This window comes from Helicobacter jaachi, assembly GCF_000763135.2.
GTDB classification, from domain to species: domain Bacteria; phylum Campylobacterota; class Campylobacteria; order Campylobacterales; family Helicobacteraceae; genus Helicobacter_C; species Helicobacter_C jaachi.
Genome location: NZ_JRPR02000003.1, coordinates 91,829 through 106,859 on the forward strand (window position 1 = coordinate 91,829; position 15,031 = coordinate 106,859).

At 42.5% G+C, this 15,031-nt stretch carries 15 protein-coding genes; 9 read left to right on the forward strand and 6 right to left on the reverse strand.

Features of this window, described 5'->3' with window-relative positions:
- Nucleotides 1-92 precede the first annotated feature (92 nt).
- Nucleotides 93-284 carry a hypothetical protein gene (locus LS71_RS05640; RefSeq protein ID WP_034352968.1) on the forward strand — a complete coding sequence of 64 codons (192 nt, stop codon included), beginning with the start codon at nt 93-95 and terminating at the stop codon, nt 282-284.
- Nucleotides 285-357: 73 nt separating this feature from the next.
- Here LS71_RS05640 and LS71_RS05645 read toward each other — a convergent pair whose 3' ends face one another.
- Nucleotides 358-1,464 carry a tyrosine-type recombinase/integrase gene (locus LS71_RS05645; protein ID WP_034353073.1) on the reverse strand — a complete coding sequence of 369 codons (1,107 nt, stop codon included), beginning with the start codon at nt 1,462-1,464 and terminating at the stop codon, nt 358-360.
- Nucleotides 1,465-1,785: 321 nt separating this feature from the next.
- Between LS71_RS05645 and LS71_RS05650 the strand changes: the two genes are divergently transcribed.
- Nucleotides 1,786-2,469 (forward strand): YhcH/YjgK/YiaL family protein, encoded by a 684-nt coding sequence (locus LS71_RS05650; RefSeq protein WP_052057832.1) that lies wholly within the window; start codon nt 1,786-1,788, stop codon nt 2,467-2,469.
- 81 nt (nt 2,470-2,550) lie between these two features.
- Here LS71_RS05650 and ligA read toward each other — a convergent pair whose 3' ends face one another.
- On the reverse strand, nt 2,551-4,503 hold the full coding sequence (gene ligA / locus LS71_RS05655; protein ID WP_034352971.1) for an NAD-dependent DNA ligase LigA: 1,953 nt from the start codon (nt 4,501-4,503) through the stop codon (nt 2,551-2,553).
- 130 nt (nt 4,504-4,633) lie between these two features.
- Between ligA and LS71_RS05660 the strand changes: the two genes are divergently transcribed.
- From LS71_RS05660 to LS71_RS05675, 4 genes are read left to right on the forward strand one after another with little or no spacing between them, the layout of a single operon-like run.
- Complete coding sequence (locus LS71_RS05660) at nt 4,634-5,602, forward strand: chemotaxis protein (protein ID WP_034352974.1); 969 nt, start codon at nt 4,634-4,636, stop codon at nt 5,600-5,602.
- A gap of 31 nt (nt 5,603-5,633) precedes the next feature.
- Entirely contained in the window at nt 5,634-7,376 is a 1,743-nt protein-coding gene (gene aspS, locus LS71_RS05665; protein ID WP_034352977.1) for an aspartate--tRNA ligase, read from the forward strand.
- 32 nt (nt 7,377-7,408) lie between these two features.
- Entirely contained in the window at nt 7,409-7,996 is a 588-nt protein-coding gene (locus LS71_RS05670) for a class I SAM-dependent methyltransferase (protein ID WP_052057834.1), read from the forward strand.
- Nucleotides 7,980-8,207 (forward strand): class I SAM-dependent methyltransferase, encoded by a 228-nt coding sequence (locus LS71_RS05675; RefSeq protein ID WP_034352981.1) that lies wholly within the window; start codon nt 7,980-7,982, stop codon nt 8,205-8,207. Before LS71_RS05670 ends, LS71_RS05675 begins: the two co-directional genes overlap by 17 nt.
- Nucleotides 8,208-8,324: 117 nt before the next feature.
- Here the strand turns inward: LS71_RS05675 and obgE are convergent, their stop codons facing one another.
- The 3 genes from obgE to rplU form a co-directional block, all read right to left on the reverse strand.
- Nucleotides 8,325-9,383, reverse strand: coding sequence for a GTPase ObgE (gene obgE / locus LS71_RS05680; protein ID WP_034352983.1), 1,059 nt, complete (start codon nt 9,381-9,383; stop codon nt 8,325-8,327).
- A gap of 143 nt (nt 9,384-9,526) precedes the next feature.
- Entirely contained in the window at nt 9,527-9,784 is a 258-nt protein-coding gene (rpmA, locus tag LS71_RS05685; RefSeq protein ID WP_034352985.1) for a 50S ribosomal protein L27, read from the reverse strand.
- Between the two features lie 10 nt (nt 9,785-9,794).
- Nucleotides 9,795-10,109: a 50S ribosomal protein L21 gene (gene rplU / locus LS71_RS05690; RefSeq protein WP_034352988.1), complete on the reverse strand. Its 315-nt coding sequence runs from the start codon at nt 10,107-10,109 to the stop codon at nt 9,795-9,797.
- 125 nt (nt 10,110-10,234) lie between these two features.
- On the opposite strand from rplU, the gene pgp3 reads away from it, so the two are divergent.
- The 3 genes from pgp3 to LS71_RS05705 are packed head-to-tail and all read left to right on the forward strand — an operon-like array spanning nt 10,235 to nt 13,246.
- Entirely contained in the window at nt 10,235-11,053 is an 819-nt protein-coding gene (gene pgp3 / locus LS71_RS05695) for a peptidoglycan metallopeptidase Pgp3 (RefSeq protein ID WP_052057836.1), read from the forward strand.
- A 3-nt stretch (nt 11,054-11,056) separates the two neighbouring features.
- Nucleotides 11,057-12,061 carry an NAD-dependent 4,6-dehydratase LegB gene (locus LS71_RS05700; protein WP_034352989.1) on the forward strand — a complete coding sequence of 335 codons (1,005 nt, stop codon included), beginning with the start codon at nt 11,057-11,059 and terminating at the stop codon, nt 12,059-12,061.
- Between the two features lie 9 nt (nt 12,062-12,070).
- Complete coding sequence (locus tag LS71_RS05705) at nt 12,071-13,246, forward strand: radical SAM/SPASM domain-containing protein (RefSeq protein ID WP_052057839.1); 1,176 nt, start codon at nt 12,071-12,073, stop codon at nt 13,244-13,246.
- Between the two features lie 132 nt (nt 13,247-13,378).
- Here the strand turns inward: LS71_RS05705 and LS71_RS05710 are convergent, their stop codons facing one another.
- Entirely contained in the window at nt 13,379-14,563 is a 1,185-nt protein-coding gene (locus LS71_RS05710; protein WP_034352992.1) for a porin, read from the reverse strand.
- Nucleotides 14,564-15,031: the final 468 nt, after the last annotated feature.

Sequence of the window (15,031 nt, forward strand, 5' to 3'; positions counted from 1 at the left end):
CTTTGCAGAACATCAAAATATAGAATCTAAAAGGCGTTTTTATGTATTTTATGTTTTTTGTTAGAATGCTACAAATTTTGTAAGGAGTGATTATGGAATGTCCATACTGCAAACATACGCTTACACAAAGCGAAGTGGTGTCGCTTCTAAGAAGTCTTGATAAAGCAAAAAAAGATTGCGTAGTCTGCCATAAGCCTTTTGTGGGTAGCAAAAGTGCTAAAACCTGCTCAAGTGCGTGCCGCTCAAAAGCCTATCGTTTGCGCAAATCTACACGCGCTAGCTAAGGCTTAAAAAGCCACTAGTGTGAGCCATATTTGCACAGCGTGTGAGCGCAGCGCAAACATAAAGTCCAAAGTGCTAATTGCTATTAGAATCCTCCTCCTGCCCCACATTATCCATAACGCCCATAACTTCGCGCAAACGCTCTTTATCAAAATGCGTATAAATGCGGCTAGTGTTTAAGTCTGAATGCCCAAGCGCCTCTTGCACCATAACCAAATCACGCTTTTGCTGATAGAGCAGGGTAGCAAAGGAGTGCCGCAGCATATGCGCGCCATTTTTTTCCTTACGAATGCCCGCTTGCATAAGGATTTGCTCCACATTTTTATACACATAGCTTTGGGTAAGCGCGGCACCTTTCATATTACAAAACAGCAAATCATATTTTGGACTTAGGGCTAGCCGCTGCGTAAGCCACGCATCTAGCAGGCTTTGAATGTGATTTTTGCGTATCATTGCCACGCGCGGCTTATTGCCCTTGCCCTTAATCTGCAATAAATAACAATCTTGCGCGGGGAATATATCCTTTCTGCGCAGGTTTAGAGCCTCGCTCACGCGTATGCCCGTATAAACGATGAGTTTAATAATAAGTTTATTGCGCGCAGCCACTTTCTGCCCTAGCTCTGCGTTATCAATAGCTTGCAAAAACTGCTCTAGCTCGCTTTGGCTTAGAAATGCGGGGAGTTTCTGCCCACTTTTGCCCTGCAGGGCGTTAATTTTAAGCGTAATATCATACACATAGGATTTACCATCATACTCATTTTGCTTATCAATATAGCTAAAAAGCCCAATGAGCGCTATGCGATAGTTTTTCTTGCTCGCATTTGAAAGTGTGCTAGTCTCCACGCTCAAAAAATCACTCAAAACCTCCTCATCAATGCGCTCCATACTATCAAACTTCGCCCTAAATTCGCTCTGCGTGAGAAATATGTAGAGTTTAATTAATGGAATAGAGTAGGTGTTAATGCCTATTAAACCAGCCTTTCTCACGCTTTTGCAGAGATTATCTAACTTATCTATAGAATCTATCTCATCATTATTAAGCGCATTAATGGCTTCTAGGATACTAGCTTTATCATGCACTTGATGATTAGATAATGTAGTGAGCTTGTAGCGCACAAAGCGCGTAATCCAAAAGAGCAATGTCGCGCCAAACTCATCTTTATAATTAAGTGGATATTTCATTTTTTGCCTTTTATTGAGATTTATTGAGATTCTATAAAATTCCCGCGCTGTTGCTTTTTTATAAAAAGCCGCTTTGTAAAAAAGCCGCGCGGTCTTACAATTTCGCGGCAAAGCCAATAATTTATATAATGCTAACATAATTTAGTTATGAAAACTATACTTTTCAAACTTTTTTATATAATGCCACCTTAACTCCTCCCCTACATAAAATTTATTTTTATAGAATCTAAAAAACGCTAAGATTTCATAGCATTGTATTTTCTAGATTCTATAACGCGCCACATTTGGCAAACATTTATAGCAATACGACAAGGAGTAAATATGGCACTCATAGGCAAGGCAAAAGATTTGGATTGGTTTTTTCTCACATTTAGCGCACTGCAAGAAGTGCAAGCCTATATCTTAGACGCGCTTAATCCTGCGCATAGCGTACATAAGCGCATTTTGGCACTCTCAATCAAGCCCAATGAGCAAAGATGTGAAATATCTTATCCGCTAGCGCAGGGTATTCGCGCCATTGAGCAGAGCTATTATCTTAAAAGCGTGAAAGAAGCATTTTTAGAAACACATCGCATTTATGTAGATTTTCAACTTATCGTAGCAGGCTATGAATATGTATGCGTGGGCGATAGAAGCACATTTTGTGTCAAAACGCCCTATGATGAGGCAAAAGATTTGATTGTGTATGAAAATGATATAGAATCTAGCACTTTAGATTCTATACTGCCAAATATGCGCTATAAGAGCAAACCTAAGGGCATTAGCGAGCATTCAACTAATCGCACTTTATTACGCTTAGAGGCGGGGGATTTAGCCATATTTTTCCCAGATGATGTGCATGCGGGCGCTTTAGAGCCAAATTTGCAACCTCTACAATCTCCCCTAAATCACGCGGAGCAATCCATTTTGCCTATTTCGTCCGCTACTCCCCCTACTTCTGCTCCCCGCATTTTGCCCATTAAAAAAAGCGTGTTAAAAGTCCCTTTAGCGTTATTCACGCCTTAAATCCTAAATGCGTGACAAAGCCACCTCGCCCTACTCCTTTTGGCAAAGTTACAAAACCTTAGAGATATTTGGCGCAAAATGCTAGGAATCTAACAGCTCAAAAAGCTCACTTTCGCTTAAAATAGGGATTTGCAAAGCCTTAGCCTTATCAAATTTACTCCCCGCATTCTCCCCACAGATGACAAAATCCGTCTTTTTACTCACACTTGAGCTTATCTTAGCGCCCTTAGATTCTAAAAGTGCGCCTATCTCATCGCGTGGCTTGCTAAGCGCGCCTGTTAGGACAATACTTTTACCATAAAACATATGATGAGTTTCTATAGGCACGCTTTGCATAGTTGGCTTAATAATCTCAAGCAACTGCGCTATAAGCGCCTTATTAGCGTGATTAAACTCAATAAGTGAATCTGCCATCTCCTCCCCAAAGCCCTCAAGGCTCAAAATCTCCTCTTTTTGCAGGTAAAAGACCCTCTCTCCAAACGCACGCGCTAGCTTTTTGCTCGCACCCTCGCCAATATGCTCAATCCCTAGCGCGTTTATAAATCGCCACAGCTCCACGCCTTTAGTGTGTTGTATGGCATTAATGAGATTTTGCGCGCGCTTTTCTTGCCAGCCCTCTAGCGCAAGCAGCTGCTCTAGGTTTAGCGCGTAAATATCCTTAATATTTTGAATAATTTTATTATCATAGAGCTGAATGACTATTTTTTCACCCAAACCATCGATATTTAGGGCTTTTTTGGACGCAAAATGGATAATAGATTCTATAACGCGCGCTTGACAGCTAAGATTTTGACATTTGATAAAAATCTCCTCTATAAGCAGCTCTTCACCGCACACAGGGCAATGCGTGGGTTTCACAATGGGCTTTTGCGTGCCATCGCGCAAAGATACTAGCGGCTTAATAATCTTAGGTATCACATCACCGCTACGAATAATAATCACCCTATCGCCTATGCGAATGTCTTTACGCTCAATCTCGCTAAAATTATGCAAACTCGCACGCGCAATCATCGCTCCCTCAATCTCCACAGGCTCTAGCTCCGCTACAGGCGTAATCACACCCGTACGCCCCACTTGCAGGCTCACAGATAGAATCTGCGAGCTTTTTTCAATAGCTGGAAATTTATACGCACACGCAAAACGAGGCGATTTAATCGTCCATCCCAACTGCTCTTGCAAAGGGATTTCATCAAGCATAATCACCATTCCATCAAGCATTATAGGATAATCATTGCGCTGCGCAAGTAGGCTTGCATAAACGCTTTGAATATCGCTAATATCCTTGCAGTGCGTTAAAAATGGCAGTGGCGCAAAGCCAAAATGCGCAATGCCTTTTAATGCCTCATAAAAACTCTTAAACTCCCCTAGCCCCGCGCCAATCCCCCATGGCATAAAGCGCAGCTTGCGTTTGGCAGTAATTTTGGCATCAAGCTGCCTTAAACTACCCGCTGCGGCATTTCTGGGATTAGCAAAAAGGCTTTGATTTTCACTCAATCGCTCTTTGTTTATAAACTCAAAATCATCTTTAGCTATCACCACTTCGCCGCGTATCTCAATTTCATCTTTAAAATCAATCTCTAGCGGAATGCTCCTAATAGTCCTTGCATTGTGCGTAACAAGCTCGCCCATAATCCCATCGCCCCGCGTAGTTGCGCTAACCAACTTGCCCTCGCGGTATAAAAGATTTAAGCTTGCACCATCAAATTTTGGCGAGCAAGTAAAGCTTGCCTGCGGGCAGCTCTTATAAATCCGCTGCACCCACTCCATGAATTCATTATTATTAAACACATCTTCTAAGCTCCACATACGCATCAAATGCGCATTTTTGCTAAAAGATTCTAAAGGCGTATCGCCCACGCGCTGTGTGGGAGAGCTTTTATCAATAAGTGCAGGGTGCAAATTCTCAAAATGTAATATTTTATGATAGAGGCTATCATACTCCTCATCAGTGGCGATTGGCTCATCAAGCACATAATAATGATAAGCCATTTTTTTTAGAATCTGCACTTGAGTGTGGTATTCTTGCTCTGTCATATGGATTTTGCCTCTTAAAATTTGAAGTTTCAACGCTATGTTATGTAATTTTGGGTAGAATTATATCATTTTTGAGTGAAAATTTTTGAAATCACATAATTCCAAACATCACACATTTTGGAGGTAGGCTTTGAAAGAGAAGCAAAACTCAATTGATAAAACAACTTCCCTACATCTCAATAACGAAGTGCAATTTTTATGCTTTACGCTAGAAGAGGAAAAAGATGGCGTAAGCCAACTTTATGCCATGAATGTCTTTAAAATCCGCGAGATTATCTATTATGATAATGAACTCACCCAAACAGCGGGCGATAATAGCGGCATCGTGCTAGGCTATCTCACCGTGCGCGATGAGACTATTCCGCTTGTGGATATGCGCCGCTGGCTTTATTATAGTAAAGACCACCCCGAGCGCGATTTAACGCCCTATTCGCTTAATACCAAAAAGAGCCTAGTGATAATTTGTAGCTTTTCAAATAACACCGTGGGGCTAAAGATTATGAATGTCAAGCGCATTATTCACAAAAGCTGGGCGGATATCAATGTGGGTTCGGAATATGGCATAGATGGAGATTCTAAAATCACGGCTACCACCAAATATGATGATGGCTCTGTGATACAAATCCTTGATGTCGAGCGAATGCTTACAGAAGCCTTTCCAAGCGGCAATACTGCTAATGAGCTTGAACTTAACGACCTCAAAGGCATTTCAAGCGATAAAGTTATCCTTTTGGCTGAAGATTCTAAGCCTGCGGCTAAATCTTTGCAAAAAATCATTGAAAAACTAGATTTAAAATATTTCACTTTCCCCAATGGTAAAGCATTGCTTGATTATTTGCATAATCCGGGCGTGGCACATAATATCGGCGCGATTATCACAGACTTAGAAATGCCTGTAATGTCAGGCTTTGAAGTGCTAAAGCGCATTAAAGAAACGCCCGCAACTTGCCATATCCCTGTGATTATTAATTCATCAATGAGCAGCGATAGTAATCATCAAATGGCAGAGCAGCTACACGCTGATGGATTTATTAGTAAATCTCACCCCGCAGAAATCGAGCAAGCCCTGCGACAGATTCTATCGAATGTCAATCTCTAATCCATTTTAAAATCACTCATAAAGGCAAAAGATGTTAAGAACCCATTTGTGTGCAGCATTGACAGAGGAGCATATCACAGAAGAAGTGCAAGTATGCGGCTGGTGCAATACCTACCGAGACCATGGTGGTGTGATATTTATTGATTTGCGCGATAAGAGTGGCATTGTGCAGCTTGTGTGCGACCCAAGCAGTGAGGCGCATCACATTGCCGCAAGTGTGCGCGATGAATATGTCCTTATCGCTAAAGGCAAAGTGCGCGCTAGAGGCGAGGGATTACAGAATCCAAAGCTTAAAACGGGCAATATTGAAATTGTGCTTTCCTCGCTTATTATTGAAAACAAATCCCCTACCCCACCCATAGCCATAGGCGATGAGAGCGTAAATGAGGAGCTGCGCCTAAAATACCGCTATCTAGATTTGCGTGCGCCTAAGGCGTATAATATCTTTCAAATGCGCTCCAGTGTCGCTATCACCGCGCGCAATAGTTTGCATAATATGGGCTTTCTTGAAATTGAAACGCCAATTTTAACCAAAGCCACGCCAGAGGGAGCTAGAGACTATCTTGTCCCCTCGCGCGTGCATCAAGGCGAGTTTTATGCCCTGCCTCAAAGCCCCCAGCTTTTCAAGCAGCTGCTTATGGTAGGCGGCTTTGATAGATATTTTCAAATCGCTAAATGCTTTAGGGACGAGGATTTGCGCGCAGATAGGCAGCCAGAATTCACTCAAATTGATGTAGAAATGAGCTTTTGTGAGCAAGAAGATGTCATAAAAGTCGCAGAAACGCTGCTTAGAGATATTTTTAGCGCGTGCGGTGTGCAGATACATACGCCCTTTCGCCGCTTAAGCTATAGTACTGCTATGGAAACTTATGGCAGCGATAAGCCTGATTTGCGCTTTGATATGCCGCTTGTGGAGGTAGCAGATTTATTTATAGAATCTAGCAATGACATTTTTAAACATATCGCACTAGATTCTAAAACAAACCGCATAAAAGCCCTCTGCGTGAAAAATGGTGATAATTTTTTCACGCGTAAAAGCCTCACCCAAGCAGAAGAATTCGTGCGCAAATTTGGCGCAAAAGGGCTAGCCTACATTCAAGTTAAAAGCGATGAGCTTAAAGGTCCTTTGGTGAAATTTATCTCACAAACGGCGCTAGATGAGCTTATTTCGCGCGTGGGTGCGGAAGTTGGTGATATTATATTTTTTGGTGCGGGAGCAAAAAAAATAGTGTGGGATTATATGGGGAGGCTGCGGCTTAAAATCGGCGCGGATATGGGCTTAATCGATGAAAATGCGTATGAATTTTTGTGGGTGGTTGATTTTCCTATGTTTGAGCGTGAAGATGGCGTTACTAAGGCACTTCATCACCCTTTCACGATGCCCAAAGATTTAGACAAGCAAGATATTGAAGATATAGAATCTATTGCCTATGATGTCGTGCTAAATGGCATTGAGCTAGGCGGGGGCAGTATGAGAATCCACAAAGATTCTATACAAAAGCGTATATTTGAGTTGCTCGGCATAAGCGCGCAAGAGGCACAAGATAAATTTGGCTTTTTGCTTGAAGCCTTAAGCTATGGCGCTCCGCCTCATGGGGGCTTTGCCATTGGCTTTGATAGGCTTATTATGCTTTTAAGCAAAGCCCAAAGTATCCGCGATGTGATTGCTTTCCCCAAAACGCAGAAAGCATCTTGCCCGCTCACATCTGCACCGAGCGCTGTTGGCACAGAGCAGCTTAATGAGCTGCATATTCGTGTAAAATCAGCCACATAAACCGCGTTTATCACTTGCTACAAGGAGTTTTTATGAAATGTGTAAAGCAGATTCTATATTTTCTCAAAGATTGCTATGCCTATATGCGCTATCCTCGCGCGTATATCGCTTTTAGAGGGGTTTTTAAAAGCTTTAGTGAGGCATTAAGCAATATGCCCAAACACATCGGAGGCAAGCGCGCCGATGAGGGCTATAATAAAGTCAAATCTAGCAGTGCGCAAAGCTACATTGAGGCATTTTCTAAGCCGTTAAAGCCCATTGATACGGAATATCCAGTGTTTTTTTGGCTCGATAGGATTTTTAAAGACAATCCACAAGCTAGCGTATGCGACTTTGGTGGCGCTGTGGGAGGGCATTATTACTCATATACCGCCAATAGTGAGATTAATCCGCAGTGGTGCGTATGCGAGCTAGAGGCTAATATCACGCTAGGCAGGGAGGTTGCCCATAGTTTGCACGCGGATAATCTTAGTTTTACCCCCACGATGAAGCCCGCGGATATTTTGTTTTCTTCAGGCGCGCTTTTTTACATCGAGCATTTTTCTAACATATTAACAGATTATTTTAACGGGGGGGGGGGCGAAGCACATATTGCTTACGCGTATGCCTATTCAAGATAAAGTCCCAACCTTTGTAACCCTCCAAAATGTCCTAAATCAAGTGTATGTTCCGCTCTATGTGTTTAATAAGCAGGAGTTTATAGCCTTTTTTACCTCGCGCGGCTTTACGCTCATTGATGAATGGAAAGTCCCAACCGATGGCATCTACCTCCCTTTCCATCGCGATATTTCACTCCCCCACTTCACGGGATTTTATTTCAAAAAATTATGATTATAGAATCTAGATTCTGTGCGCGAGCGTTAAAGCCGCTAGATTCTGCATTTCTTTCTTTAAAGTTATAGCTTGGCTAACGCTCATCTATCAACTTTATTTTTTTAGGGTTAGATTCTATAAATTTTTAGCTAAAAGCGTTTTAAGTTCTGCAATGTGATAATTTGTCGCGCTTGAAATAGGCAAAATAAAGCGTGGCAAAGCATTATCGCGCAAAGTATTATCCTGTATCTTAGGCGCAATGGCTACATCATTTTCTATATGAAAATGTGGGAAAAGCTCTACAAAATGCGCAAAAACTTCATGCATAGAATCTGCTCCCTGCGTATCGCTTTTGCTTAGCACAATGCCAAAAGGGCGCGCCGCTAGATGCGATGAAAAGTTATATAATTCCTGCCTTAAATGCTCAAATTGACTTGCAATATCCTGCTCGCGCGCCACATCAAGCACAAGAAGCAGCATCGCTGTGCGCTCAATATGCTTTAAAAACGCTAGCCCTAAGCCCTTCCCCTCACTCGCACCCTCTATAATGCCCGGAATATCCGCCACGACAAAGGAGCGATAATCGCCCACATTCACCACGCCTAGATTTGGCACAAGCGTGGTAAATTCATAATCAGCCACGCGCGGCTTTGCATTTGATAGCACGGAAATAAGCGTGGATTTGCCCACATTTGGATAGCCCACAAGCCCAACATCTGCAATAAGTTTAAGCTCAAGCTGGATATGTCGCTCTTGAGCGCTTTTGCCGCTTTGAGCGTAAGTTGGCGCTTGATTAGTGGCGTTTTTAAAATGCGCATTACCAAGCCCGCCCTTGCCGCCTTTGAGCAAAAGTGTGCGTTTAGGATAAGTATTCATATCGCATATCAGCTCTTGCGTATCAAAGTCCAATATTTGCGTGCCAAGCGGCACTTTAATGCTTATATCAGCACCCCTTTTGCCATGGCAACGCTTTGAAGCGCCCGGCTGCCCATTTTTAGCCTTATAATGCCGCACACCGCGAAATTTAGAAAGTGTATCTGCATTATTATCCACTTCCACATACACATCGCCGCCATCGCCGCCATCGCCGCCATCAGGTCCGCCTTGCAAGACGAACTTTTCTCGCCTAAAGCTCACAGCCCCAGCACCACCCTTGCCAGAGGCAATAAATATATCCACGCTATCTACAAACATCGACAATCCTTACAAGCACAAGCGCATTTGTAAATATTATACTAACACTTACCAATGCGCTAAAGGCGCGCTATTATAGAATCTGCATAGTATCCACACAGAATCTACGCGCCCTTACACCAAGCCCCAGCTCAAGACTAAAATTACGAAGCGGGGATTACAGAGACTTTTTGACGATGTTTATCTTTATGGCTAAACTTCACTACACCATCGATGAGTGCATAGATAGTGTGGTCTTTACCCAAGCCTACATTATCGCCCGGATGGACTTTTGTGCCGCGTTGGCGAATGATTATATTCCCTGCGCGAACAAATTGCGAGCCAAATTTCTTAACGCCCAAGCGTCGCCCTGCGGAATCACGATTGTTTTGAGTGCTGCCCTGCCCTTTCTTGTGTGCCATTATCGCTCCTTTATTTTTCTATGATTTTGAGAATCCTCACACGCGTAAAGTCGCGTCTAAAGCCTCTTTTTGTCTTGCTATCTTTTCTTCTGCGTTTTTTGAATGTAACGACCTTTTTGCCCCTGCCCTCGTTGATAACTTCAGCCTCAATCTTAGCGCCCTTAACAAAAGGTGTGCCGATGTTAGCCTTATCTCCATTTACAATGGCTAAAATCTCGTTCAATTCGATTTTTGACTTTGGCTCAAGGCTCATTTTATCAAGAAGCACGATACTTCCCTCAATAACCTTGTATTGCTTGCCTCCATTCTTAAATATAGCATACATCGCTTGTCCTTGTGAATTGAAGTATTTTGCTTAAAAACAAAGCGTGAATTCTAGCTTAAAATTCTTTAATCTAAGCTTTGAATCGCTATAATCACGCTTTTTTGATACAAAATCTAGGAGTTTGTATGCGCCCTTATGCCTTTATGTGTTGCCTTATAGCGCTTTTTAGCCTTAAACTTTGCGCGCTAGAGCCAAATACAGCCTACAATGGCACGACTTTTATTTACACCACAGATAAGCCCATAACGCTAAGTTATGATAAAAAATCCTTGCATTTTATGCCCAACCCTGCTAAAAATGGCGCATTTATCGCTTTTGTGCCTATTGGCTACTATGAAAAAGGCTCTAAGATTCTCAAAAATGGCAAAGAAGTGGTGCTAAAAATTAATATTTTGCAAAAATCCTACAAAAAGGAGCAAATCACTGTTTCACAAGACAAAGTGGGCGATTCGCAGCAAATCGCCCAGCGCATCGAGAGAGAAAGGCAAGATATGCTTAAAGTCTATGGCACCATTACAAAGCAGCGTTTATGGGATAAACCCTTTATTGCGCCGCTAGATTCTGTAATCACAAGCCCTTATGGCAGCGCGCGCGTGTTTAATAATACTATTAAAAGCTACCATGGCGGCACAGACTTTCGCGCGAGTATTGGCACAGATATAAAAGCAAGCAATGATGGCAAAGTAGCGCTTGTGCAAGATAGATTTTTATCGGGCAAAAGTGTGGTGATAGACCATGGAGCGGGCGTTTATAGTGTGTATTTTCATTTGAGTGCATTTAATGTCAAAGTTGGGCAGAGCGTAAAGCAAGGGCAAATCATCGCTAAAAGCGGCGATACGGGGCGAGTGAGCGGCGCACATTTACATTTTGGCATTGTGATAAATGGCACAAATGTCGATGCTATGGACTTTATAGAGCAAGTTAATACATTATTTAAAGGATAATATATGCAGATTCTTATTACTGGCGCAGATGGCTTCATAGGCTCGCACTTAACTCAAGCTCTCTATGAGGAGAGTAAATCCCCCACCTCGCCTTTTTATGGCGCACACATAAAAGCCCTAAGCTTGTATAATTCGTTTGGATTCTGGGGCTGGCTTGAGGATTTAGCGTGCAAAGAGAAAATTGAGATTTTAAGCGGCGATGTGCGCGATTCGCACTATTGCGCACAGATTTGCAAAGATGTTGATGTGATTTTTCATCTTGCCGCGCTCATTGCTATCCCCTATTCTTACACCGCGCCGCAAAGCTATGTGGATACCAACATCAAAGGCACGCTTAATATCTGCCAAGCCGCGCTAGATGCCAATGTCAAGCGCATTATTCACACAAGCACAAGCGAAGTGTATGGCACAGCCCAATATGTGCCTATTGATGAAAAGCACCCCTTGCAGCCTCAAAGCCCCTATTCTGCGAGTAAAATCGGTGCAGACGCTATTGCTATGAGTTTTCATAATGCTTTTTCTCTGCCGCTTACTATTGCGCGCCCTTTTAATACCTATGGTCCAAGGCAGAGTGCGCGCGCTGTTATCCCCACTATCATTACGCAAATTGCCAATGGAGCAAAAAGCATTAAGTTAGGCGATGTGAGCCCTACGAGGGATTTTAATTATGTAAAAGACACAGCAAGCGGCTTTATCGCCCTAGCACAGGCGCAAAATACCATAGGCGAGGTAGTAAATATCGGCTCAAATAGTGAAATTAGCGTCCATGACACGCTTTTGCTTATAAAGGAGCTTATGCATAGTGATGTGGAGTTTATCACTGATGCGCAAAGAATTCGCCCACAAAATAGCGAAGTGTTTCGCTTATGGTGTGATAATACCAAAATGAAAACCCTAACAAACTTTACGCCCCGCTATTCGCTTAGAGAGGGCTTGAGCGAGACGATTGCGTGGTTTAGCAATCCCAAAAATCTTGCCAAATACAAAAGCGATATTTATAATATTTAAGGAGAAAATATGCCCATTGTAAATCCCTATCTAAATCCCCAAATAAAGCGCGAAATAAATCTCGCTACGCTTTTAGATTCTAAAAAAATCATTCCACATTTTGAACAAATAAGCAAGCAAATTTCTACGGGGGGGGGGCATAAGCTAAACTCCCTGCCGCCCATTGCGGTGGAATTCCACTGGTGTGCGAGCTGTAATTATAATTGTATCCATTGCTCCTATGGGCAGCGGCGGCAGAATAAATCGCGCTTAAGCGATGAGATTATTAGTCAAACTATACAAGATTGCAAAGACCTTGGCACAAAAGCGATGTATCTCTCCGGCGGCGGCGAGCCTACCACGCTCAAAGGTTGGGAAATTCACGCAAGGCAGATTATAGAATCTAATATCGAAGCCGCACTCATTACAAACTCCGTAGCCATAGCACCCAAGCATTATGAACTATTGCGCCAATTTAATTATATCGCCGTGTCGGTGTATTCGACTAAAGAGGAGCAGTATCGCGCCATTGTGGGAGCGCGCCATTTTGAGGGGCAATTTAGCCTGCCCAAAAAGCTTAAAACTACAGAATCTAACCTCATTGTGGGTGCGCGCTGCGTGATAAATGGCATAAATTATAAAGAGATTTTTAACACCTACCAAAAGGCTATGGAGGAGGGCTTTGATTATATTATCTTTATCCCCGCAGTAGATTATGAAAAGCGCTCCATTGATTTAACACAAGAGCAAAAAGACTGCGTGCTAGAGCAGATAGAAAAAGGGCTAGATTTTATAAATCCGGCTACTACAAATCTTATTAATGTAAAAAATAATGGCATAGGACATTATGGGAGCAGCTATCTACCGCGCTTGCAAAAAAGCTTTATTTGCAGTGCGATTATGATGCGAAGCAATGCATTTATTAATTATGATGGCGAGGTATATTTGTGCCAGCCGCTTATTGGTGATGCGCGCTATTCGCTTGGGAATCTTAATGAGATACCCTTTAAAGAGCTATGGAATAGTGAGCAGCATAATGCAGTGATTGCGCGCCTAAATGAGAAATTTGCCAAAGGAGATTGTGAGAACTGCCGCGCCATAGGCTACAATGTAGCCATAGATACACTTTTACAAAATGCACATATGCAAAATAAAGACGAACAAAAACGCCTCATTACGAGCACCCCACGGGATAATTTCTTGTAGATTCTATAAACATCATAGAATCTACAAGAAACATTGAGAAATGCGAAAGTATGAGAATAAAAGGGGGTATGCAGGGGGAGGCCTGCATACGAGTGAAACTTTAAAGGAGCAAACTAGAGAGGAAAGAGGGGCTTAGAAATCCCAGCGGATTCTCGCACCAGCAATTAAACCTGCTTCTTTATCGCCACCATTAACGATTTGAGCGCTTGCTTTAGCTGCTTTAGTCTCATAGTAGCTTACTTGTGGGATAAAGCTAAAGTTTTTGCTCACTTTGTAAGGGAGTTGAATAAAGGCAGAGTATGAGCTGATAGAGCCGCTGTTATCACCTGCAGGATTAGCTCCTGCAACATTGGTGTTATCCTTTTGATTAGAGCCTTTAGATGTAGATGTATAACCACCGCCTAGCACTAAGCCGATTTCTTTAGTGAAATTCACTCCAAATTCAAGGCGCGCACCTACGCGTTGCGCATCAAGCCCTGCTGCAATTTCTTGATGTGAGTATCCACCCACGCTAAAGTTTGTGCGTTGCTCACCATAGAGATGACCATTTTTACCATAGTGTGCCATGACAGAGACAAACATATTGCCAAAGCTTGGTTTTACCGCTACCCAGCCATGATATGCGTTAGTGCCAGCAGGCACGCCATCAGCGATATTGCCAGAATTGTAGTATTTGTATGTCGCAGCTATTTTAAAGAATGGCTTTTTCTTTTCATCTTTAATCTCATACGCTACAGCGATGCGAGGAGATTCTTGATTGGCTTGACCATCTGCATTACCATTTCGCCCTGCAGCTAGTTGGTCCTCAACAAGAGCTAGTGCAAATCCGCCGATGAGATATTGAAACTGAATTTTACGGCTACCAGTAGCGATAAAGCCAAATCCATTACCACCATTGTCATTATTCACCCAGTCACTTGTAAAGCCATTATCAATAGTAGGGGTATTTGTCTTACCAAAGAGGAAAGTTCCAAAATCTGTAGTATATGAACCCCAGAATTGGCGATAGCTAGTTACATTTCTATTGTTTTGCTGATTTTGACCGGCAATACTAGGCTCAACAGCACCAAACTCAATGTTAGCTTTAAATTTGCCTGATGAGAATTTCACACCAAATTGTGAGTTATCTTGCAAGCCAAAAAGATAGCCTGTATCTTGTCCTTGACCTTGATAAGATGAATTTGAGCCAGCACCTACATAGCCGCGGATAGAGCCATATACATCTACCTTTGTCTCATCGGCGTTATACACCTCAAAGCCAAGGCTAGGCGCGACCATCAATGCTGCTAAAGCAGAACTTATAAGAATCTTTTTCATAAAAACCTCCGTAAAAGTCGTAAAATGTAGTTCAGCATTGAACTAGTGGCATTATCATTTGAAATTGTATAAGTTGTCAATAGGAAATGTAAAATTTTCGTAAAATAAAATGAGTGAATACACAAAACAACACATTTATTACTTTTTAATTTGCTTTATTGTGTATATTTTGCTTTTTGCAAATGTAAAGTTGCCTTGTGCTTTCTAGTTTTTGCTTTTTGAGACTCTCTAGATTCTCTTAATTTCTTTTTTTCGCAAGGGGAGAGGGGCTTGAATTAGGCGAGGTCGCTCCCTCTCCCCAGCACACCCCTCACCCCGACGACGCCTTTAAGGTCGCGCAATGAAATTGCGCAATTTAATCTTATTGCGGATAAAGATATACTTTATCCGCGTGGCGTCTTGGGATTTTCTGCCTTTCGCGCCACTCTCGTGGTGCTAAAATGCGGATTAAGCACAGCAGTAGTGCTG